16 protein-coding genes and 1 pseudogene are annotated in these 22921 nt (G+C 47.7%); 8 read left to right on the forward strand and 9 right to left on the reverse strand.

The features are described from left to right. Positions 1 to 78 precede the first annotated feature (78 nt). Positions 79 to 3453, reverse strand: a complete 3375-nt coding sequence (locus KTO58_RS25750; protein ID WP_095836651.1) for a hypothetical protein — start codon at positions 3451 to 3453, stop codon at positions 79 to 81. Positions 3454 to 3510: 57 nt separating this feature from the next. On the opposite strand from KTO58_RS25750, the gene KTO58_RS25755 reads away from it, so the two are divergent. Beyond that, complete coding sequence (locus KTO58_RS25755) at positions 3511 to 4149, forward strand: MBL fold metallo-hydrolase (RefSeq protein WP_095836650.1); 639 nt, start codon at positions 3511 to 3513, stop codon at positions 4147 to 4149. 34 nt (positions 4150 to 4183) lie between these two features. Here the strand turns inward: KTO58_RS25755 and KTO58_RS25760 are convergent, their stop codons facing one another. Together KTO58_RS25760 and arfB are read right to left on the reverse strand one after the other, a co-directional pair. After that, on the reverse strand, positions 4184 to 5716 hold the full coding sequence (locus KTO58_RS25760) for an oligosaccharide flippase family protein (protein ID WP_095836649.1): 1533 nt from the start codon (positions 5714 to 5716) through the stop codon (positions 4184 to 4186). Between the two features lie 83 nt (positions 5717 to 5799). Then, positions 5800 to 6177, reverse strand: a pseudogene (gene arfB, locus KTO58_RS25765) (alternative ribosome rescue aminoacyl-tRNA hydrolase ArfB); the annotation flags it as partial. A 163-nt stretch (positions 6178 to 6340) separates the two neighbouring features. On the opposite strand from arfB, the gene KTO58_RS25770 reads away from it, so the two are divergent. After that, the gene (locus KTO58_RS25770; RefSeq protein WP_157752738.1) at positions 6341 to 7618 is read left to right on the forward strand and encodes a hypothetical protein; all 1278 of its coding nucleotides are present in this window, start codon (positions 6341 to 6343) and stop codon (positions 7616 to 7618) included. Between the two features lie 3 nt (positions 7619 to 7621). Here KTO58_RS25770 and KTO58_RS25775 read toward each other — a convergent pair whose 3' ends face one another. After that, positions 7622 to 7951, reverse strand: a complete 330-nt coding sequence (locus tag KTO58_RS25775; protein WP_095836646.1) for a nucleotide pyrophosphohydrolase — start codon at positions 7949 to 7951, stop codon at positions 7622 to 7624. Positions 7952 to 7961: 10 nt separating this feature from the next. Beyond that, on the reverse strand, positions 7962 to 8414 hold the full coding sequence (gene dtd / locus KTO58_RS25780) for a D-aminoacyl-tRNA deacylase (protein ID WP_225859919.1): 453 nt from the start codon (positions 8412 to 8414) through the stop codon (positions 7962 to 7964). 141 nt (positions 8415 to 8555) lie between these two features. Between dtd and KTO58_RS25785 the strand changes: the two genes are divergently transcribed. Continuing rightward, complete coding sequence (locus KTO58_RS25785) at positions 8556 to 9491, forward strand: YihY/virulence factor BrkB family protein (RefSeq protein ID WP_225859920.1); 936 nt, start codon at positions 8556 to 8558, stop codon at positions 9489 to 9491. 178 nt (positions 9492 to 9669) lie between these two features. Further along, positions 9670 to 11100 (forward strand): glycine--tRNA ligase, encoded by a 1431-nt coding sequence (locus tag KTO58_RS25790; protein ID WP_095836643.1) that lies wholly within the window; start codon positions 9670 to 9672, stop codon positions 11098 to 11100. A gap of 74 nt (positions 11101 to 11174) precedes the next feature. On the opposite strand, the gene KTO58_RS25795 is transcribed toward KTO58_RS25790, so the two are convergent. Beyond that, complete coding sequence (locus tag KTO58_RS25795) at positions 11175 to 11900, reverse strand: ferredoxin--NADP reductase (RefSeq protein ID WP_225859921.1); 726 nt, start codon at positions 11898 to 11900, stop codon at positions 11175 to 11177. A gap of 150 nt (positions 11901 to 12050) precedes the next feature. On the opposite strand from KTO58_RS25795, the gene mfd reads away from it, so the two are divergent. From mfd to KTO58_RS25810, 3 genes are all read left to right on the forward strand, one after another. After that, complete coding sequence (gene mfd, locus KTO58_RS25800; protein WP_095836642.1) at positions 12051 to 15422, forward strand: transcription-repair coupling factor; 3372 nt, start codon at positions 12051 to 12053, stop codon at positions 15420 to 15422. Positions 15423 to 15681: 259 nt separating this feature from the next. Then, positions 15682 to 16401 (forward strand): SIMPL domain-containing protein, encoded by a 720-nt coding sequence (locus KTO58_RS25805; RefSeq protein WP_225859922.1) that lies wholly within the window; start codon positions 15682 to 15684, stop codon positions 16399 to 16401. 120 nt (positions 16402 to 16521) lie between these two features. Continuing rightward, positions 16522 to 16707 (forward strand): hypothetical protein, encoded by a 186-nt coding sequence (locus tag KTO58_RS25810; protein WP_157752737.1) that lies wholly within the window; start codon positions 16522 to 16524, stop codon positions 16705 to 16707. Positions 16708 to 16791: 84 nt separating this feature from the next. On the opposite strand, the gene KTO58_RS25815 is transcribed toward KTO58_RS25810, so the two are convergent. The 3 genes from KTO58_RS25815 to KTO58_RS25825 all read right to left on the reverse strand — a co-directional run bounded on the left by KTO58_RS25815 (position 16792) and on the right by KTO58_RS25825 (position 21440). Beyond that, the gene (locus KTO58_RS25815) at positions 16792 to 17241 is read right to left on the reverse strand and encodes a hypothetical protein (RefSeq protein ID WP_095836640.1); all 450 of its coding nucleotides are present in this window, start codon (positions 17239 to 17241) and stop codon (positions 16792 to 16794) included. Between the two features lie 369 nt (positions 17242 to 17610). Further along, positions 17611 to 19593 (reverse strand): DNA topoisomerase (ATP-hydrolyzing) subunit B, encoded by a 1983-nt coding sequence (gyrB, locus tag KTO58_RS25820; RefSeq protein WP_095836639.1) that lies wholly within the window; start codon positions 19591 to 19593, stop codon positions 17611 to 17613. A gap of 170 nt (positions 19594 to 19763) precedes the next feature. Next, a complete protein-coding gene (locus KTO58_RS25825; RefSeq protein WP_157752736.1) occupies positions 19764 to 21440 on the reverse strand; it encodes a hypothetical protein in 1677 nt (558 codons plus the stop codon). Positions 21441 to 21639: 199 nt separating this feature from the next. Here KTO58_RS25825 and KTO58_RS25830 point away from each other — a divergent pair, with 199 nt between their 5' ends. After that, entirely contained in the window at positions 21640 to 22557 is a 918-nt protein-coding gene (locus KTO58_RS25830) for a helix-turn-helix domain-containing protein (protein ID WP_095836637.1), read from the forward strand. Positions 22558 to 22921 lie beyond the last annotated feature (364 nt).

The raw sequence follows: 22921 nt of genomic DNA on the forward strand, positions 1-22921 counted from the left end.
ATAAAAAGCGAAAGGGAATACCCACCGGTATTCCCTTTCGCTTTTCAGTCACAATGATATATCGTAAATACAGTAAGATTAGAAATCTACACCCAATCCAAAATACCAGATCGGTTTACCCCGGAAGAAACCAGTCATCGGCCAGCCTGCATCAGCACGCAGGAAATAACCGGCAATCGTCGTACGGGCGCCAAATCCATAGCCCGCTACAAAAGGCCCCAGGAAACCTTCCTTCACCTTCACCGTCACGCCACTCTGAGGATTGGTATAATACTGGTAATTCGCATCTTTAAAACTCAACTTCTGATTCCATGCAGTACCGATATCCACAAAGCTGGTCACCTGGAAGTTCCGCAGGAACGCAGAATTAATAGGCTTGTCAATGAAAGTGGCAAACACGGGCAAACGCAACTCCGTATTCATCAACATCACATTATTACCGTTTTTAGCATTCTGCTTGTAACCACGCAGGTTCACCGCCAGCGTCTGGAACGCATAGTTCTCCGTCATATTCACCGGTGTATTCGGGTTGATCTTCGGGTTCAGCCAGTTGTCAGTACCCCCCAGGTAATAGATCACCTTACGCGTACCCCAGGAGATATCCGCCGCAAAACGGGTCGCCCAGATGAAATTCCGGAAGATCGTCTCGTAATGGCGCCAATCCACCCCCATATTATAAGTAAATTTGCCTTTGTTAGCCATCGTACCGTTATTGAAGAAAGCATTCAGATCACCTCCCAACTGGGCATTGATCTCCGCATATACCTTATAACGCGTACCATGCCAGATATTGATCGCCGGGTTGATCGTGTTATCATACACATACTCCAGGCGTCCCAACGCATATTGCTCCTTCAAGTCCTTACTTTGTAAGGAGATACTGTCAGATGCCAGCTTCACCAGACGATCCGTACGATAACCCAATTGCAGCCGCAAACTTCTTACCGGGTCAAATGGATAACGCACCTCTATCTGGTACAGGTTTGTCTTCAGCTTCGCCGGATAACCACCGGTAGAATCAAATACCGTGTTCTTATCCACCTTACGGTAGTAGGTGAACTTATAATCAAAACGTTTCTTCAGATAAGCAAAAGAGAAGAAATACTCGCTACCATCCAGGGAAGATGGTACACGGAAACCTCCGCTGAACTTATAGTCCTCCATCAGGTCACTCACCCCGATACGGATCAACCCATTTACCGGATCGGTCAGCCGGATCGGACTGCTCGGTGGCCCTGTAAAGGTCTGGTACCGGTTCACCAGTATCGAGTTGTCGATCTGCGCTATCAGGTAATCTGTCGAGAACTTAAGTTTATAGGGGAATAACTTGGCCTTCTTCAGGATAGGCTCGGATTTTATCAGCTGAATAGCAGGAATACCCGTATTGGTCGCCACACTGTCTGCTGGATCATTGCCAAATTCGCTTTGGAAGAAATCCGGATGATGGGTGGTATCCTTCGCCTTACCCGGCTGATAGGTAGGCAGCCCCATCCGGATACTGTCTTCCCGCATCTGGGTAGCACGGTAACGGGTCGGACGGGTACTTACATTACGCTTACGCAGGGTATTGGTATCCACCTTTAGTTTGTAAAGACGTTTGTATTCGTTGATACCGATTACCTCGGATACCTCTCCCTGGTCGCCGGCAGCCCGCGACTCTTTGATGCCAAACTGGTAGTTCGTCAGCGGGAAAGTATAAGTGGAATCCTTCGTCAACGTCACCACTGCAATAGAATCCGGCGCCGTGGTGCCGAAATCCAGCAACGCAGAGTCCAGTTCTTCCTTGTCAGGGTTATGCAGTATCTCAGACCCTACATATACCAGACTATCTACACCCGCACGCTCCGTTTTGAAGAAACCGGCATACCGGTTACGGATACCGTTAGCATCAGAAACGAATGTGAAGTGGGTCGTGTTGTATTGTGCCGGGTTACGCGCATTGCCATATTGCATATCCGTCATCTGTGAGATCTGCTTCTCAGAGGTCTTATTCCAGTTGTCGATCAGGAAGATATTGTAACGCCCGTTAGGCAATACCGTATCCGCACTCTTCGCCTTAGGACCGGGACGGTTGGAAGAGTAGATAATACCGCTCTTACCAGGGAAAGCTACAAAAGAAGGGTCCAGGTCGTCATATACGTCGTTCGTGATCTGCTCCGTCTTGGAAGTGCTGATATTGTAGGTGAAGATATCCGTATGACCATTCCGCACAGCAGACAACAATAGCGTGTTGTCAAACTCAAAGAAATACTTCATATCGATCACCCGGTCAAATTGTTTCAGATCCTGCCGGATAGTCGTACGGGTCAGCAGATCGTAGATCATCAGTTTTGTCTTGCCCTCATGCTCATACGCGATCGCCAGGCGATTACCCTTCTGGTTCCACGCCAGCTGCGGATAGTTAGGATCTAACTGGTTGGCCAGCTGTTTCACTCCGCTACGCAGCAATACCTTCGGTTTGTTGAAGCCCAGCTCTATCTGCACCCGGTACAGCCCTTTCTTATACTGCACCACCGCATAGGAGTTGTTCTTCGGATTTGCCTGGAAACGATAGTAGTCTGTAGTCTTGGTCACCTCGCGGGTCACGATCGTCCTACCCTTTGTCACCTGGCGGCGACGGCGGTTATCCTCCGCATAGCGGCGGATATTAAAAGTCATAAAGTCTTTGGTTGCATTTTTCGGGGTCTGGTTCAACACCTGCTCAAAACCCCGCTTTAACCCACGATTGATACGGGATATATACATCAGGTAAGGCACCGCATCCTTACCATACTTACTCTCTACATAATACCAGAACGCATGGCCTGCCAGCAAAGGCTTCTCGTACGCCAGCTTATTAAAATTATCATATCTGCCCGATTGTATGGCTGTCTTCAACTCCTCATCCAACTGCGCATTCCAGTTCTCCGCTGCATAAGCAATGAATCCGTCTGTAAACCACTTCGGAAAATCAATCAACACCGCATTACCGGCAAACTCCCCGATGTCCTCCCCAAATAACAGGCTTTCCAGCATCACCCGCGCAATACCCTGCCTGATCTGACGCAACAGGTTCTGGTGGTTACCGTCAAAATAAACCAGCATCTTATTACCCACCAGCTTCGTTACCCCTCCTGTATTCTGCCAGTCTACCCCGATCCCGATATTGGATTGTTTCATCTCCCCGAAGCTGTTATAGACCACAATATTTACCCGCTGACGGAAAGTGAACTCCATAAATTGCTCCAGCGACGGCAATTCCTTCTCCGCTGCCTGAGCCACGTATTTACCCAATTCTAACCCATTTTGGCTGAAATAAGTGTTAAAGTGTTTGGTCTGATAGTAACGCCACTTGAAGTTCTTATGCTGCACCCGGTTTTGCCCGAATTCAACCGTATTAGTCTGTGCCTGCGATAGTAACGTGCCAAGTAATAGGGTACCGGTTAAGAAACACCAGGTAATAAATCGGTTCATACAGAAACTATTGATAATATTGTGATCTGAATTAAAATTAGCAAAAATCGGGTAACAATGACTGAAATACAATATTTCACCTTCAATCCGTTCCAGGAAAACACATATCTCCTCATAAACGAAGAAAAGGAGTGTATAATTATAGACCCCGGCTGTTATTTTGAAGAAGAAAGAAAAGAATTACTGCAGTATATCGAAAAAAGGGGGCTAAAGGTTACCAGGTTACTAAATACACATTGCCACCTCGACCACATCATGGGCAATAAACTGGTAGCAACCACCTACAAAGTAGGACTCGAAATCCACCAGGACGACCAGGTCGTACTCGACCGGGCCCCCCAGTCTGCTGCCATGTATAACGTGCCCATGGAACCTTCTCCTATGCCGGCCCGCTACCTGGAGACCGACGAAGTGTTCACCTTCGGCCAGTCTACTTTCAAAGTCCTCTTCACACCCGGCCACTCTCCGGGCAGCGTCTCTTTCTACTGCAAAGAAGAACAATTTCTCATCGCCGGTGATGTCCTGTTCTACCAGAGCATCGGTCGTACAGACCTCCCCGGAGGCAACCACGAAACCCTGTTGCGCAGCATCCGCGAACAACTGTTCGTATTGCCTGATGAAGTAAAAGTATACCCGGGACACGGTCCCGCCACTACGATCGGATACGAAAAAGTACATAACCCCTTCCTGCGCTAGTGCAGGAAGGAGGCCCTCTCACCTGGTAACAACGCTACCGGATGTACTTCCCGATAAATGGTAACTTGGCAAACTCCCGCTTCTCCATCCTAAAAATGAACCAGCCATACAATACCAGGAACAGCGTGGCCACTCCCAGAGAAGGGATCGTAACGGCGTAAATATCGCCGGGAGATAAGAAATGTTTGTTCAAAAGGTCAAATAAATAGTAGGCCAACACCGCCAGCACTATATAAGTGATGATCTTTGGCAGATGGTAAGGCACCGGATAATGCCGCTGCCCCCACACATAACACACCACCATCTGTATGAAATAACACACCATCGTCGCCAGGGCCGCACCGTAATACCCGAGTATCGGTATCAGCCACCAGTTCAGCAAACAGGCAAAGACTGCCGTGATCAGCGTGATCACGGCCCCCGCCCGCGTACGGTTCGTCAGCTTGAACCAGATCGTAAGGTTGTAGTAAATACCCAGGAATATATTCCCCAGCAATAGTAACGGCACAATCTTCATCCCCTCATAGTAATTGGGCCGGCGCAAAAATATCTTCCAGATGTTCAGGTACAAGCTTACCACCAGGAACATGAAACATAACAGCACTACGAACAACTTCATGATCCGGGCATATATCTTCTGCGGGTTTTGCCCCTCCGCTTGCTTGAAGAAATAAGGTTCCGCTCCCAGCCGGAAAGCCTGGATAAACATCGTGATCAGGATCGCTAACTTGTAATTCGCACTATATAATCCGATGATTGCCTTTTTTGCCTCCATGTCATGCCCCGGCAAAAACTCAGGTAAAAAGAATGCCCGGTCAAAGGTCTCATTCACCATCCCTGCCATCCCCACAATCACCAACGGTAGCGCATATGCGATCATCTCCCGCCACAAACCAGCGTCAAACCGCCACTGGATACGGAGTATCTGTGGAAGAAACAACAGGAAACTCACCCCGCTCCCCAGCATACCCGACAGGAATATGAATGCCAGCTGACTGCTGCTCGTATCCGCCGCCGGCAACCAGCTATAACCGGCTGCATGTAGCTTCGGACATACTGATAGGAAAAATATATTGAAGAATATCGTCGTTACAATACCCGCCAGCCGCACCGCCGCATAACGCTTCGGCCGCCCCTCCTGCCGCAATTGCGCAAAAGGAATCGCCGCCAGCGCATCAAAGGCCATCGTCAGTACCACATAGAAGTAAATAGCAGGATGACCCGTCACCCCCGCCAGCTCTCCCTGGCTGGAGTTAATGATAGGATTGGTAAGCGCCAGCAACAGTACCGTAGTGATCAGTGTCGTCACCAACAGCGATATCGTACTCGTACTGAGTACTGCCGCCTGGTTCTCTTTTTTGGCATAACGGAAGTAGGCTGTCTCCATCCCATAGGTAAGGATGACATTGGCAAAAGGAATATACGCATATATGTTGGACATCCCCCCGAACGTAGCCTGGGTCAGAATACCCAGGTAAAACGGAGTGAGAAAATAATTGAGCAGCTTGCTCACGATATTACTTAGCCCATAATAGACCGTCTGTCCTGCCAATGCTTTTATACTCAATGCCTATATTTTGATCAAAATTAAAGGTAAATAACGAATCCCCTACCGGCAAAGATAGGGGCCGCCAAACAGCTGTTCCTCGCTCAGAAATCACCCCGCCGCTGCTGTTTCTTTTCAGAAAGCCGCTTCTTAAATTGTATCCTTTTCTCCTTTGCCGCCTTCGAGGGCTTGGTGGCAATACGTTTCTTCCGGGGCGCCAACGCCTTCCCCACCAACTCATTCATCTTTTTTACTACCAGCTGCTTATTGCCCAGCTGTGTCCGCTCCTCCTGCGACTTCACCTGCAACACCCCCTCCGCATTGATCCGGCTGGTCAGTCGCTCCAATAACAGGCGCTTTTGATCCGGCGTCAGCAAGACCGAGGCATGGATATCAAAATATCCCTCCACCATCGTTTCTACCTTGTTTACGTTCTGTCCGCCTTTACCACCACTCCGTGCCGTACGGAAACTGATCTCGGACGAGAGATCTACTTTCATGGATCTTGACTTTTTATTCAGTAAGCAAATTATTTATAAATCTGTTAAAACGCTCCGGCATCCTCGCCTCGCGTCACTAAATTGTTTAGATTAGAATGAACATATCCGCCAGCCTATGAACATTTTCACTCACAACCAATCTAATGTGTTCAGATCCATTTGGATGCCTGTAGCACTGTATTTTAGCCTTAGCTCAACACTTACCTTTTTTCAGAATGCCTGGTACGCCTCGGCAATATATGGTATCGGCTTTGGCGGCATCGCCGCCTGGGAATTCCTCGTCAGCAAACGGTATAGCGCCGCAGCTATTATACTGCTGGTCTCTACACTGACCTTCGGCCTGCAGATGCTACCCGATCTCGAAGGCTATATCGGCCGCGAAGACGGACGACGCTTCTGGCTGGAAGCCTATAACCTGCTCGTATACGTCCTGATCCTCACGGTCAGATTCTATCTCGCCGGCAGCAGAAAGGCCATTAAAGCAGGACTCATCACCGGGATGATCTATTTCCTGTTCCCCAGGATCAACAGCCATGTCGGCAGCTGGTTGCTCGACTGGTCCAGGACAAACTTCCTGGCCGACCTATGGCCATATATCACCATCCTCGTATTGACATTCTATAAAGCACTCAGCTACTACGTCATCATATTCCTGACCGAACAGATACTGGTAAGCCGCTTGTACATAGAACGCCTGTTCTCCAAAGTACAGGTATTGACCACCTGGGAATACCTGCCCCTGTTCTTCACCACCTGGTGGGTCTTTATGGCAGGCGTCGCCGAACTGGCCAACAATATCCGCGAATTATCCGAACCAGGATTTTTACAGCTCAGACACAGTGCTTTCTTTGCCATCAGCTCCTCGCTCGCAGCTGGTTTGTTCATCTATACCGGCGCAGCCCTACTGAGAAATATCATCGTCAGCCGCTCCCTGACTATCAACCGCCGGCAGACCTGGCTGTACATACTGCATTATATACCAGTGGTAAATGTGATACCGGTATGGATACTAGCCACCACACCGGAGGAAAATGATACAGTAGAGAAAAACATCGATGCCTACCGGCAGACCTTCGACAACTGGCCCGGCAAAATGCTGATATGGACCGGCATATTACTCACCATATATCAGGTGTATGAACTACTGACAGTACCCACCGGTATGCGATGGCCGGCCTTCGGTTGCCTCGGATTGATATACCTGCTGAAAATAGCGGCCTATATTGCCTTGCCTAAATACAAGCAGGCGCTCTGGGCCGTCATTATCTTACAGGCTGCATCCATCACCTTCACTTTAAGCGATTTCTTCCTGCTCTACCTGGCCTTCACCTACCTCGGATACTACCTCCTCCGGGAAATATATTACCCGCAGCTGGCATCAGACGACAGGTCCTTCGTGATCGAAGCATATGCCGACAGCTGACCACTACGATTGTAACTTGTCATTCTCCTGGTGACGGGTAGCATCCCGGATATTCTTTTTCTCCAGGTTCTTCTCCAATGCCGCCGTCATATCAATGCCGGTCTGATTGGCAATACACAATAGCACCCATAATACATCCGCCAGCTCGTCTCCCAGCTCTTTCTGCCGGTCGCTGGCCTTAAACGACTGATCACCGTATTGCCTGGATATAATACGCGCTACCTCTCCTACCTCTTCCGTCAGTATAGCCATATTGGTTAACTCACTGAAGTATCGTACTCCCGTGGTCTTGATCCACTGGTCGATCTGCGCCTGTAACTCCTGTATCGTCATGTATTGAGATTTATTCCTTGTTTTTACTGTCTATCCAGATGGTCACAGGACCATCGTTTAACAATTGTACCTTCATGTCAGCGCCAAAGATGCCCGTTGCTACCGGCTTACCCAGGTCCTGCCCCAGCCTGGCAATCAGCTGTTCATACAGCGGAATGGCAATATCTGGCTTGCTGGCACGGATATAAGAAGGGCGATTACCTTTCTTCACGGCCGCATGCAACGTAAACTGGCTTACCAACAATATCTCTCCATCTATATCTTTCACCGAAAGGTTCATAACACCCTCCCCGTCAGCAAATATCCGCAGCTGCGTGATCTTGCTGCTTAACCAGGAGATGTCTTCTTCCCCGTCCGTATCCTCAATACCTACCAATATCAGCATGCCGGCGCCAATACGGCCTGTGACAGTGCCGTCTACCGTCACCGAAGCGTGCGTAACGCGTTGTATCAATACTCTCATAGGCGCTGAAATTAGTAAAAAAGATGGTAGGGCCACCCCCTCCTCCTGCCAATAGCATCCCAGATATGGCTGAGCAGGCAGGATTTTTGTTATTTTCGGAATATGCAACTACAAGGAAAAATGAAAACCTGGTGGCTGATCATGAAACAATCAGTCAATGATTTTATAGATGACAAGGTGCTGAAACTCAGTGCAGCACTGGCATACTATACTATCTTTTCTATCGCTCCTATGCTGATAGTGATCATTTACCTCTGCGACCTGTTCTATGGTAAAGAGGCAATAGAAGGCAGCCTGTACGGACAGATACGCGGCCTTGTAGGCGACGCTGCTGCCGTACAACTCCAGCAGATGATCAAAAATGCCTCTCTTTCCGGTGATATGAACTGGGCTACCATTGTCGGGGTCGTTACCCTCATCATCGGTGCCACCGGGGTATTCGCCGAAATACAAGATTCCATCAACCAGATATGGCGTATCAAAGCCAAACCCAAAAAAGGACTGATCAAAATGCTGGTCAACCGGCTCCTGTCATTTTCACTGGTAGTCAGTATGGGATTCATCCTGCTGGTTTCCCTCGTGATTAACGGATTGATGGAAATATTCAATACCCGCCTGCAAACCCTGTTCCCAGGTATGGCTGTCATCGTCATATACCTGGTCAACCTGGCCATTACCCTCGTTGTCATCACCCTGCTGTTTGCTATTATCTTCAAAGTGTTGCCGGATGCCCGCATTAAGTGGAGAAGTGTGATCAGAGGCGCTCTCACTACTGCCGTATTGTTCATGTTGGGGAAATTCGCCATCGGCTATTACCTCGGCGCCAGCAAGATCAGCTCCAGCTATGGCGCCGCGGGCTCCATCGTGATCATCCTGCTATGGATATACTACTCGGCTGCCATCCTTTACTTCGGTGCCGTCTTTACGCGCGTGTACGTACAGCATCTGGGCGCCCAGATCTATCCAAACGACTATGCCGTCTGGATCAGGCAGGTAGAGGTCACCGGGCATGACAGCCCCAATGCCATCGCCGATGTACCCGAAGAAATCAACCCCGGCGATCTACCCCCCGGATAACCAACACCTCACCGGCAGCAGGAATACCGTAACAGGAATACCGGTAGCAGGAATAATGTCTTTTTGTATCGTATTGGTCCTTTTCTAACAGATTTGGCGTAAAAGAAGCAGTTTTTTGCGCCTAACGGCCATTTCTGCCGTTTAGAATTCCACCCGGCATTATTATATTTGCGCCACTATGAGTACAGATCAGAATAAATTCCAGGCGATCATATCGCATTGTAAAGAATACGGATTCGTTTTTCAGTCCAGCGAAATATATGACGGGCTCAGCGCTGTATACGATTATGGTCAGTACGGGGCAGAACTGAAGAAAAACATACGTGACTACTGGTGGAAAAGTATGACCCAGATGCATGAAAACATCGTCGGGATCGATGCAGCCATCTTTATGCACCCCACTACCTGGAAAGCTTCCGGTCACGTGGATAACTTCAGCGATCCCATGATCGATAACAAGGACAGCAAAAAACGCTACCGTGTAGATCACCTCCTGGAAGCTCATGCCGAAACATTACCCGAAGCAGCAGGAAAAGCACTCCTGGATAAAATGGAAGCGCTGCTGAAAGAAAATGACTTCGCTGGTCTCAAACAACTCATTGAAGACAACAAAATAAAATGCGCCGTTAGCGGTACCGGTAACTGGACCGATATCCGTCAGTTTAACCTCATGTTCTCTACCCAACTGGGTAGCGTAACCGACGAAGCCAGCGAGATCTACCTGCGTCCCGAAACAGCACAGGGTATCTTCGTTAACTTCCTGAACGTGCAGAAGACCGGCCGTATGAAAATACCCTTCGGTATCGCACAGATAGGTAAAGCCTTCCGTAACGAGATCGTAGCCCGTCAGTTCATCTTCCGTATGAGAGAATTTGAACAGATGGAAATGCAGTTCTTTATCCGCCCTGGCACTCAGAAAGAATGGTACCAGTACTGGAAGGAAGAACGGATGAAATGGCACCTCAGCCTGGGCGTTGATCCTGACAGGTATCACTTCAAGGATCATATCAAACTGGCCCACTACGCCGATGCTGCCGTGGATATCGAATACGAGTTCCCGATCGGTTTCAAAGAGGTGGAAGGTATCCACTCCCGCACCGATTTCGATCTGAAACAGCACCAGGAATACAGCCGGAAGAAAATACAATACTTCGATACGGAGATCAACCAGAACTACACACCGTATGTGATCGAAACCTCCATCGGTCTGGACCGTATGTTCCTGCTGACCGTATGCAATGCCTACGAAGAACAGGACTTGTCCATAGAGGGTAAGGAGGATAGCCGTGTAGTACTCAAATTCCCGGCAAAACTGGCTCCGATCAAACTGGCCATCTTCCCGCTGACCAAAAAGGACGGATTACCGGAGATCGCCCGTGAGCTGATGGATCAATGTAAACCGCATTTCTATTGCTTCTATGAAGAGAAAGATGCGATCGGTAAACGCTATCGCCGCCAGGATGCCATCGGTACACCTTTCTGCGTGACCGTTGATCATCAGACGAAGGAAGATAACACTGTAACGATCCGTTATCGCGACAGTATGGAGCAGGAGCGGATTCCGCTGTCTAAAGTGCGGGAAATAGTGATGAACAAGATCATGGAATAGTATCATTCTGCCGAATGGCAACACATACAGCGCCGGTAGTACTGACACTACCGGCGCTGGCTTTTTATATACAACTAACCGTATAATTCCAGGTGAATGTCGTGCCGGTCGTATCCCATCGCCAGTATACGCTGTTTTGCCTCGTCGATCATCGCTTTCCACCCGCACAGGAAGAAATGGGCCGGCCGCCGGTCATTGGCCAGCAACTCCTCGTATATCTGGTGTACATAACCCTTACGCCCGGTCCAGCCGACGGCGTCTTCCCGCGATAAGGTTGGGATGTAATTAAAGTCCGGCAGCTGTGCCTGCAGCTCGCGCATCTCTGCTGCATACAACAGGTCTTTCTCATACCGGCTGCCATATATCAGGTGTATGGGCGCATGCGGAGTACCATGTGCCTTGATATAGTGCGCCATAGAGCGGAACGGAGCAATCCCGGTACCGGTACAGATCAGGAACAGCTCCTTCTCCATCGGCTCCGGTAAAGTAAACAAGCCCAGCGGCCCCCGCAGGGTCAACTCGCTGCCCTCCCGGACCTCATTAAAAAGATAGGTAGTCCCGGCCCCCCCCTCCAGCAATACGATCACTAATTCGATCGTAGCAGTGCCATCAGGGGCAGAAGCAATACTGTAACTACGCCAGCGCTTGTTCTTTTTCTCGTGGATGGGGAGATCCAGCGTAACAAATTGTCCCGGTTTGAAATCAAAGGGGTCTTTTTCGGGAACCTGTATCCAAAAACGGCGGGTATTGTAGGTCTCATCCACAATACGGGTAACCCTGCCGGTGTACCATTGTTCCATGCAGTTAGTGTTTGGTCGTACGGATATATAACATACTAAATATAAGGAAAATAGTCCAGCGTAACCGTTGCCTGCCACCTGCCGGCAGCTACCCCCGATAATGTAGTATAAGTATCCAACTATCAACAATTTTGTATCTTTGCAACCTTCATGAACTTACAGGGTATATTACAACTGTACCAACGTGATCCCCGCCTGCAACAGCTGGTGAAGGGATTCCAATTGCCTGCCCCGCATTATTTTCAGTTAACAGGCCTCACGGGCAGCGCAGTTAGTTTTGTTACAGCAGCAGCATGGGCACATGCAGAGGCCAACCATCTCTTTATCCTCAACGATAGAGAAGAGGCCGCTTATTTTCATAATGACCTCGAACATCTCACCGAGGCCCTCGATATCTTTTACTTCCCGGACTCCTTCAAAAAGACCGGCCACTTCGCAGAGCTCAACAGCAGCCATAGCATGCTGCGCACCGAAGCCCTGATGAAATTCTCCGGTCATACCATCCGCAAGAAAGCGATGGTAACCTACCCGGAAGCCTTGTGGGAAAAAGTAGCCGGCGCCATCGAGTTCAACAGCAACATGGTTCAGCTCAAGGTCGGCGACGTCCTCAAAGTAGATGCACTGCTCGAGAAATTGGTCGGATGGGGATTCAAGGCGACAGATTTCGTATACGAGCCAGGACAGTATGCCGTCAGAGGTGGCATACTCGACATATATTCCTTCGGAAATGAGAAACCCTATCGTATAGAGCTGTTTGGAGAAGATATAGACTCCATCCGCCTCTTCGATGCGGAGACCCAGCTGAGCGAACGTAAACTCACCCAGGTGACCCTCATTGCCAACATGGACGCCCACGTATCCGGTCATAAAAAGACCTCCCTGCTGGAGTTCCTGCCTGAAAATACCGTAGTCTGGTTCAAAGATCCTGGATATATTCAGGAAGTTGTCTCCCAGATGGAAGAACGACTGGCGGCCTGGCTGGAAGGTGGACAGAAAGTACGGGTGGGCGACGATGAAGAAATGACCATCACCGCAGATGACTTCGTACCCGCACACACCCTCCTGCAAGAATTGTTACAACGCCATTGCGTCCTGTTCGGACATCGCAACTGGTGGCAGGAAACCAACCGCGACGCACAACCGGTCAACTTCGAAACACAGGAACAACCCGTGTTCAACCGGCAGTTTGATCTGCTCATCAAAGACCTCTCCCAACACAACACGAGGAACTACTCCCTGTTTATTTTCGCAGAAAATGCCCGCCAGCTGGAACGCCTGCGCAGCATCTTCGAAGATCTCAAGGCCACCTTCACCTTCTATCCCATACCCGTTGCCATCAGCAACGGATTCATAGATCATGGCCTGAAAATGATCTGTTATACAGACCACCAGATCTTCCAGCGGTATCATAAATACAAAGTAAAACAGGCCTATAATAAAAATAAGGCTATTACCATGAAGACCCTGCGCGAACTGCAGTCAGGCGACTTCGTGACACATATCGATCATGGTGTAGGTATGTACAGCGGCTTACAAAAGATCGAAGTAGGTGGTAAAATGCAGGAAGCGATCCGCATCATCTACAAAAACAACGACCTGCTGTATGTCAATATCAACTCCCTTCATAAAATCAGTAAATACACCGGGAAGGAAGGCGTAGAACCAAGAGTAAATAAATTAGGTAGTGATGCCTGGGATAAGCTGAAAGAAAAAGCGAAAACACAGGTAAAAGATATCGCTAAAGACCTGATACGTTTATATGCTGCGCGTAAAGCCCAACAAGGCTTCACACACACGCCGGATACCTACCTGCAGACAGAACTGGAGGCATCCTTCATTTACGAAGATACCCCCGATCAGAGCAAAGCTACCGCCGATGTGAAACGCGACATGGAAGCGCCTGCACCGATGGACAGACTCGTCTGCGGAGATGTGGGATTCGGCAAAACGGAAGTAGCCGTACGTGCAGCATTCAAAAGCATAGTAGATGGTAAACAGGCAGCCGTACTGGTACCTACTACTATCCTGGCTTTCCAGCACTTCAAGACCTTCTCCGAGCGTCTGAAGGATTTCCCTTGTACCGTCGACTACCTTAACCGGTTTAAATCATCCAAAGAGAAAAAAGAAACCCTGCAGAAACTGGCAGATGGTAAGATAGATATCATCATCGGTACACATGCGCTGTTGGGTAAAGAAGTGAAGTTCAAAGACCTGGGCGTACTCGTAGTAGATGAGGAACAGAAATTCGGTGTATCCGCAAAGGAAAAGCTAAAGCAACTGAAGGTGAATGTAGATACGCTTACTCTAACTGCTACGCCTATACCAAGAACGTTGCAGTTCTCATTAATGGGAGCAAGAGATCTTTCCATCATCAACACGCCGCCGCCAAACAGGCAGCCGATCGAAACAGAAGTGCATGTCTTCGACCATGACCTCATCCGCGACGCGATCTATTATGAAACAGAACGTGGCGGGCAGGTATACTTCATACATAACCGTATTAAAGGCCTGCAGGAGATTGCAGGCCTCATACAGGGCCTATGCCCGGACCTCTCGGTATCTACTGCTCACGGACAGCTGGAGGGGCATAAACTGGAAGAAGTGATCCTCGATTTCATCGATCGCAAATTTGATGTACTGGTATGTACGAACATCGTGGAAAGCGGTGTGGATATTCCTAACGCTAATACCATCATCATCAACAATGCACACCACTTCGGACTCAGCGATCTCCACCAGCTGAGAGGGCGTGTAGGGCGTAGTAACAAGAAAGCATTTTGCTACCTGTTGGCCCCACCTGTCAGCACATTGCCGGCAGATAGCCGCAAACGACTGCAGACCCTGGAGCAACACAGTGAACTGGGTAGCGGTTTCCAGATCGCTATGCGTGACCTTGATATACGTGGAGCGGGTAACCTGCTGGGTGGCGAACAAAGTGGCTTCATGTCGGAGATAGGGTTTGATATGTACCAGAAGATCCTCGATGAAGCAATTCGCGAACTGAAACAAACCGAATTCCGCGACCTGTTCAAAGAACAACTGGAGCAGAAAAAAGACTTCGTGAGCGACTGTACCATCGATACCGACCTGGAAATACTGATCCCCGACAGCTATGTAGAAAGTATCCAGGAACGTCTGAACTTGTACCAGGAGCTGGACAATACCACACAAGAAGCAAAACTGACCGCTTTCGCGGAAGAGCTGAAAGATCGTTTTGGCCCACTTCCTGAGCCGGTAGAGGACTTGCTCACCACTATCCGTTGCCGTTGGATGGCAATAGCCCTGGGCTTCGAAAAGATGATGCTGAAAGAAGAAAAACTACGCTGCTACTTTATCAACAACCCGGATTCTCCCTACTTTGAATCCCCTACTTTCAATCACATTCTTACTTATGTGCAAACCAGGGTGAATAATGCACGCCTTAAACAGGTAGGTAAAAACTTCATGCTGGTAGTAGACCGGATACGCTCTATGACTGACCTCTACAAGTTCCTGCGTGCTATGGAAGATGCAAGGAACTAATAACATAATATCCTGAAAGGAAAAGGCCTGATCGATTATAATCGATCAGGCCTTTTTACTTTTAAGACCATACTTCATTAAGAAAATTTTAACGAATCACATTACCTGTAACATATTGGTCTGATAAACGTTTAAGGCAGCACCAGTGAGCATCCGGGAGCATGAAGAAAAATTTTTCAGATCGTTTATGGAATGGATTGGTAAGTGCGCATCATGCTGGTATAAAAAACAAAAAATTATTTTTTAAAAGTAAACCGATATGAAAATGAAAAAGGGAATGTTATTATTGGCAGGATTATTCTTAGCGATCACCACTTTTGCACAGCAGGTAGACAACAAGCCTCCCGTTAAGAAAATAGAAGTAAATGGCTCTGCGGAGATCGAGATCACTCCGGATGAGATATACCTGAATATAGCCTTAAGAGAATATAAGAATAAGTCCGGTAAAGTAGATATCAGCACCTTGGAAAAACAGCTGCAAAAGGCAGTAACAGATGCTGGTATCCCTAAGGAGAATTTCACCATCGAAAATGTTTTTGGTACTAATTATGACATGTGGTGGAAGAAAAAGAAAAATGACCAGGACTTCCTTGCCCGCAAACAGTACCGTCTGAAATTAAATCGCCTGGACAAGATCAACCTGATATTGGCAGCTGTAGATGAAGAAGGTATTGAAAGTGTGAACATCGGTTCATTCACACACAGCAAAATGGAAGAGTATCGTAAAGAAGCGAAGATAAAAGCACTGCAGGCTGCTAAAGCAAAAGCAGATTACATGCTGACCGCTATCGATGAGAAGATTGCCGGGATACTCGAAGTACAGGAGATCAATACAGACAACTATACCGATGTTCGTCCTGAGATGGCCAATGTGATGTTTGCTAAATCAAGAGAGATGGATACTGCTGCAGCATCCAACATTGACTTCAAGACCATTAAGGTACGTGCAGAAGTAAGAGCGGTATTTTTTATTAAATAAACGCACTCTGCTATAGCATTACGTGAAGTCCCGGGGCCGTCAGGTTCCGGGATTTTTTCATTTTATTAAGCTTTTTTGGCACAGCATTTAAAGTAATAAATGGAACAAAAACGTAAGGTTATGCTGACACTAACTAAAGATCACAGAAGGACTGCATTATTACCGGCAGTAGGTGTAGTACTTAGTGTATGCGCCGGTTTAATAGGTTGGAAATGGATGCAGAAACGAAAAAGAGATGCCCATGGTATGGGAACAGATTGGAACCGAAAAGGGCAGAGATGGCCTGAATCAGTACCGGTGAAATAAAGACGGCATACTACTGTCGATCATAAAACTATTAGCCCCGCCTCAACAGGCGGGGCTTTGTTTGGAAAGATTTTACAATGATGTTTACTGAATGTTGACTTTAAAAGTCCCGTCCGTTAACTGCTTATCAATATCACCATCTGATAAAATACCGAAGAATGTTCCTTCGGCATATTTATTATTGATGTTGGTAATACTCACTTTGAGTGCTTTACTACTATAGCCTCCCTGTCCCGTCGTATTCATAAATGTAAAGGTTGCGGTAGTAAAGGTCCCCGGTTGTACCCCTTTGTCAGAAAAGGTCAGGGTGAGTCCCATGTGCTGCGTAAAATTATTCATCACCCCATCTACCTGTAAAGTGATCTGTCCGGTTGAAGCAGTGTCAAATACGGCTTCAACGTGGTGAGCCACCTGCGACTTGCCTTCTAATGCAAATGACATGGTCGGCTGTTGTACCACTGGTTTGTCTTCTTTTTTACAGGAAATGACTGCCATACTAAATACCAGTGCAGTGGTCAGATTCGCTAATTTCATAGGTAAAGTGGTTTGGTTAAGCCTTTTTGCAACATATATAGGAATAACGGGCCGCAACAGTTATAGGTGAATAGTCAGGACTTAAAATACCGAAACGGTTTAATCCCGTTTCGGTAGATGAGTTTGTTGGCATAGGATATAGTTAGGTATAGGGATAAATACATATGCAAGATATATAAAAAATGTTAAATTATGATAATTCTTTATAAGATTTGAATAGCTCCTGTTTTTGTGCGGGGGAAACACCAGCGGTCACAGGGAGGATTTCCTCAGTATGTGGAATATAGGCAACAATGGATAACATAAAAGGGAAGGGCAACACATCATGTGTTGCCCTTCCCTTTTATGTTATAGCAAGATTATGCGGCGTTATGCATCAATCTTGGCGTATTTAGCATGAGATTCAATGAATTCGCGGCGGGGAGGTACTTCGTCACCCATCAGCATGCTGAAGATGCGATCGGCTTCTGCGGCGCTTTCAATAGTTACCTGTTTCAAGGTCCGGTTCTCAGGGTTCATAGTAGTATCCCAAAGTTGCTCTGCATTCATCTCTCCAAGACCCTTATAACGCTGTACGTTTACACTATCTTCTTTACCGGCGCCTGCCAGCTTGGCGATAGCTGCTTTACGTTGTTCTTCTGTCCAGGCGTATATCTGCTCCTTGCCTTTTTTAACCAGGTATAAAGGAGGCTGTGCGATGTATACATAGCCTTGTTCTACCATCGCTTTCATATAACGGAATACGAATGTCAGGATCAGTGTGGCGATGTGGCTGCCATCCACGTCGGCATCCGTCATGATGATCAGCTTGTGATATCTTAACTTGCTTAAGTTCAGTGCTTTGTCATCTTCTTCGGTACCGATAGTTACTCCCAGCGCGGTGAAGATATTTTTGATCTCCTCACTTTCGTAGATCTTGTGTTCCATGGCTTTCTCCACGTTCAGGATCTTACCACGCAGCGGGAGGATGGCCTGGAAGTTACGGTTACGTCCTTGTTTGGCCGTACCACCTGCCGAATCACCCTCTACCAGGTACAACTCGCATTTTTGAGGGTCGTTGTCGGAGCAGTCTGCCAGTTTACCGGGTAAGCCGCTACCGGACATCACGCTCTTACGCTGTACCATCTGACGGGCTTTACGGGCTGCCTCACGGGCTTGTGCCGCCAATACCACTTTATTGATGACGGTCTTGGCTTCTTTAGGATGTTCTTCCAGGTAGGACTCCAATACGTTAGCTACGGCGCTGTCTACCACCCCCATTACATCGGAGTTACCGAGTTTGGTTTTGGTCTGTCCTTCAAATTGAGGCTCAGGTACTTTTACGCTGATGATAGCGCTGAGACCTTCCCGGAAGTCATCTCCCGTTACTTCTATCTTAGATTTCTCAAACAGTTTGTTCTTATCGCCATAAGATTTGAATACACGGGTGATAGCCCTTCGGAAACCTGCTACGTGCGTACCACCTTCTATCGTATTGATATTATTAACGTAAGAGAATATGTTCTCATTGAAGGAGTCGTTGTATACCAGGGCTACTTCCACTTCTACATTGGCTGCATCGTCGTGGGCTTCAATGAAGATAGGATGAGGCAGCAAGGGATTACGACGGCTGTTTTTGTCCAGCATCTGCACGAACTCCCTGATACCACCTTCACTATAGAAGATTTCCTGCAGGAAGGTACCATTATCATCTTTTTCACGTTCATCCGTAAGGGTGATGTTGATACGACGGTTCAGGTAAGCCAGTTCACGAAGGCGGCTGGCCAGGATTTCCCGGTTATAGGTAGTCTCTTTAAATATTTCATTATCCGGGCGGAAATGCGTAGTCGTACCCGTGAGTTCAGAATCTCCGATCTCGCGTACAGGATACTGAGGGATACCTCTTCTATATTCTTGTTCAAATATTTTTCCTTCTCTTTGTACGGTAACATGTACCTGGCTGCTCAGTGCATTCACACAACTTACACCCACCCCGTGCAAACCACCGGACACTTTGTAAGTATTCTTGTCGAACTTACCACCGGCGTGTAGCACGGTCATTACTACCTCCAGTGCAGAACGGTTTTCTTTTGGTATAATACCAGTTGGGATACCACGTCCGTCGTCCCTTACACGGATAGAGTTATCTTCACAAATTGTAACTTCAATGTTTTTACAGTAACCAGCTAGCGCTTCATCGATGGAGTTGTCGACTACCTCGTATACCAGGTGGTGTAAACCTTTAATGCCGATATCACCGATGTACATCGCAGGACGCTTACGCACAGCTTCGAGTCCTTCCAATATCTGTATGCTCCCAGCATCATATCCGTTGCTCGGGTTAGTGGTAGTTTGCGCTAATTCTTCGCTCATATTCGGGTGTAAAATACTAGTTAGATTAAAACAGTCGTGAATCGTGCAAAAATACGAAAATTGGGGCTAAATTCCATAAAAACAAGCCTTTATTAATGGTGGATGGGAAAGGCGATTTCTGCAGTGCGCAATAACCTGTCATGTGACTGCATCGGTCCATTGCTTCCTTATTATATATTACCTGCTCCTACTGTCTCTTTTACGCCAGTGAACAGGGTCTTCCAGACCAGGTTGAAAAACGACTTCCGGATATCCCGGGTAAACTTAGGGTGGGTTACACGGACTGCTTGGCCTGGCAAGGGGTTGCTGTCGTCAATGACAAGTGCATTGGCAAAAAGGCTCAATAGTCCCTTTCGTTTGAATTCATGGGTCTTTTCATCCGTTTTCAGGATGGCGATCTTCAGGTGGTCATATATCAGCTTCACCTCCCCGCTGGCCCGGTGTTCGTCTCCCCGGATCTTAAAGGTCAGGTCCTGTATGTTGCAGGACTTTACTTCTACCATACCCAATGGTTTGGTCACGGGGTTGAGTGTACGGCCGTCCATACTTTTGATCTGGCCATCGACTGCGAAACGTCCGCTCTTATCTGCCAGGAGGAAGTCGAAGGTGGCCCGCAGCTTGCCGTTTTTCATGGCCAGGGCATCGAATCGGGCAATACAATGGTTATTCTTACTGACCATGGAGTCAATATTAGTGATATTGGTAAATGTGCCATTTACCTCGTTCAATTCCAGTTTACCTAATTGTTGTGATACCGGGCTGAGTTCTGTGTATTGAACGGTCACTTTCCGGCCGATCAGGCTATCTATCATGACCGGCAGGTCCAGCTTATGCAGCAACTGGTTAGGGTATTGCCCTAGTTTGTTGCCAGGGGGCATTGGCAGCGACCGGTTGCGGTATATATCTATGCTACCGTTTCCGATATGGACAGAACGTGCCCATATTTGCTGGTCTTGCAGCAGTTTTTTGGGATGTAGCTGGTGGATCACGATATGCCGGAGATTGACGTCAAAACGATCCCGCTGGGTCACTGCGAGCCGGTCGAATGCTGCTTGCTCATAGCGGGGCTTTACATAGCAGGAGCCGAGGGTAAGTTCCTGATCGGCAGCATTATAACTGATGTCGCGGACCCCGATCAGGTAGAGGCTGTCTGCTGACGGGTAGCGATAATGTTTCAGGTTAAACTCATAATTGCGGGCATAGAGGTACCGGGTAGGGTCTTCCAGGGAGGCGGCATCGATCAGCAGGTCGCGGATACGTATACGCAGTTCCTGCAACTGGGTGATCACCTGGTGTTTTCCCTTTTGGTAAAGCAGGTATTTCAGATTGGTATTGTCCAGCTGCAGGTCGCCTATTGCTATTTGCCTGATCTTGCCGGAGATGTTTTCGTAAGCGGATTTATGCTGGCTGGAGTCGATATTATCCCGGTGTTCTTCCAGCAGCACATTGGGATTGATGAATGAAAGGGAGCCGGCATTGAGTTCTTTAAAGAGGAAATATCGCCATACCCGGAAATGCCGGAGCTGCAGTTGGTCCATGCTGATCGTATAGACGAGGGAAGGCGCCCGGTGGCCGGATTGCAGCCGTGCATATACTGTAGTGTCGGGCACGAGGCTTACCTGGTCGAGGGTGAGGCTACCGGTTAGTATATTCAATTGGAGGTTGGCGTATTTAAGAGTATAGAGGCTGTCGGACATGGCGGTGACGTACTCTCTCAGCTGGATACGCAAGGTGCGGTTCCATCGCTGGTTGAGGTACCAATTGGTACCGATAAGGAGAAATATTAATATTCCGATGATCGACAGGAGTTTTTTCCAGTGCTTGCGGATAAATAGTAGTAATTGCATATATGGGCTTGTTGCCAAATTCATACCAATGATGGTGTAAATATGCGGTTTCATACGTCCGCGGCCGTTATCAGGGAATGTTACTATTTGTGGAGGGGCAGGATGAGCGCGCTATTGTCTATGGAATGTCAAAACCTTTATAAAGTAACTTTGAATCCCTAATTTTGTGAGGATTTTAATTACAGTTGCTTTGAAGGATATGCAAGATATATTGACCCTGGCGATACCGCAGCCGGCCATGAGCGACCAGTTACAACTGGCCGAACATGATGCGGTTGCTGTGCCGGACTGCCTGGATTATACGCTGCAGCGCTTTACATATGAAAAGCCTTTGCCGGTAGAAGATGTTGCGATGGTCGTGTATCAGCCGGCGAAGCGGGGCCAATCGGCCGCTGTGGAGTTGCGCTATTGTGTGGCTGGCAGCAAGTATTGTCAGAATCCTTCCTGCACAGATCAACTTTGCTCGGAAGGTAAAGGCAACTGTAATGAGCGGATACCTTCTGTAGATATCATCACTGTAAGGTTTCAACCTGCTTTTATCCAATCTTTACAAAAAGGAGCTACTTCTACTTCTGCTCCCCTTTTCGAATTGCAATCCCGCAAGCCGTTCATGAAGACCATTCAGCCCTGTACTAAATCCAAATCAGTACTGGAGCAGATGGTGCATCATAATTACGAAGGTGCGCTGAAAAATATCTTCCTGCAGAGCAAGGCGCTGGAGTTGTTGTTGTTCAGCTCTGACCAGTTCATCCAGAATGACCCGGATGAGCGTTATGGTTGCCGGTTCCTGACACAGCTGGAAGACCGTGAAAAGATCGAGAAAGCGCGTGGTATCCTGCTGGAGCAACTGGATGCACCTATCACTATCCGTGATCTGGCACGCCGGGTGGCTATGAATGAGTGTTACCTTAAGAAGGGTTTCAAAGCGATGTATGGCACTACCATCTATGATTATTTCCAGAAAGAGCGTATGGAAAAGGCGAAAAGCCTGCTCTATGAAAAGGGAATGTCAGTATCTGAGGTGGCTATACTGATGGGGTATTCCTGTATCTCTCATTTCTCCACTGCCTTTAAGAAACATACAGGGCTTAAGCCTTGTGAGCTGCTGCTGAGATAGTAGTCGTAAATGTTTAATGATAAATAATAGTTGCCTGCAGTAATGCGGGCATTTTTTTTGTGTAATAAATTGGCTATGAGGTGTTTGTAAATAAGGTAAGGGCTTTTTCCTCATTTGATCATTTCTTTTCCCAAATTCGTAAGCCCAGGGAAAAATATTGCTGCAACTTTGTATCACGATGCAAGGATATCGATCCTGATCTTACCTTATAAGCTTCCTTATCAGATTTGACCATTGGGAGAAAGCTTACCGGCAAGAAGTAAGTAAAGCCATAAGTTATACTGCATTTTTTATCAAACACCATTGACCTTAAAGTGCAAAATTGTCGGTAAGTTTTCTACCTTAATTTTTTTATAAGCCGTTG

Source organism: Chitinophaga pendula (assembly GCF_020386615.1).
Lineage (GTDB): Bacteria > Bacteroidota > Bacteroidia > Chitinophagales > Chitinophagaceae > Chitinophaga > Chitinophaga pendula.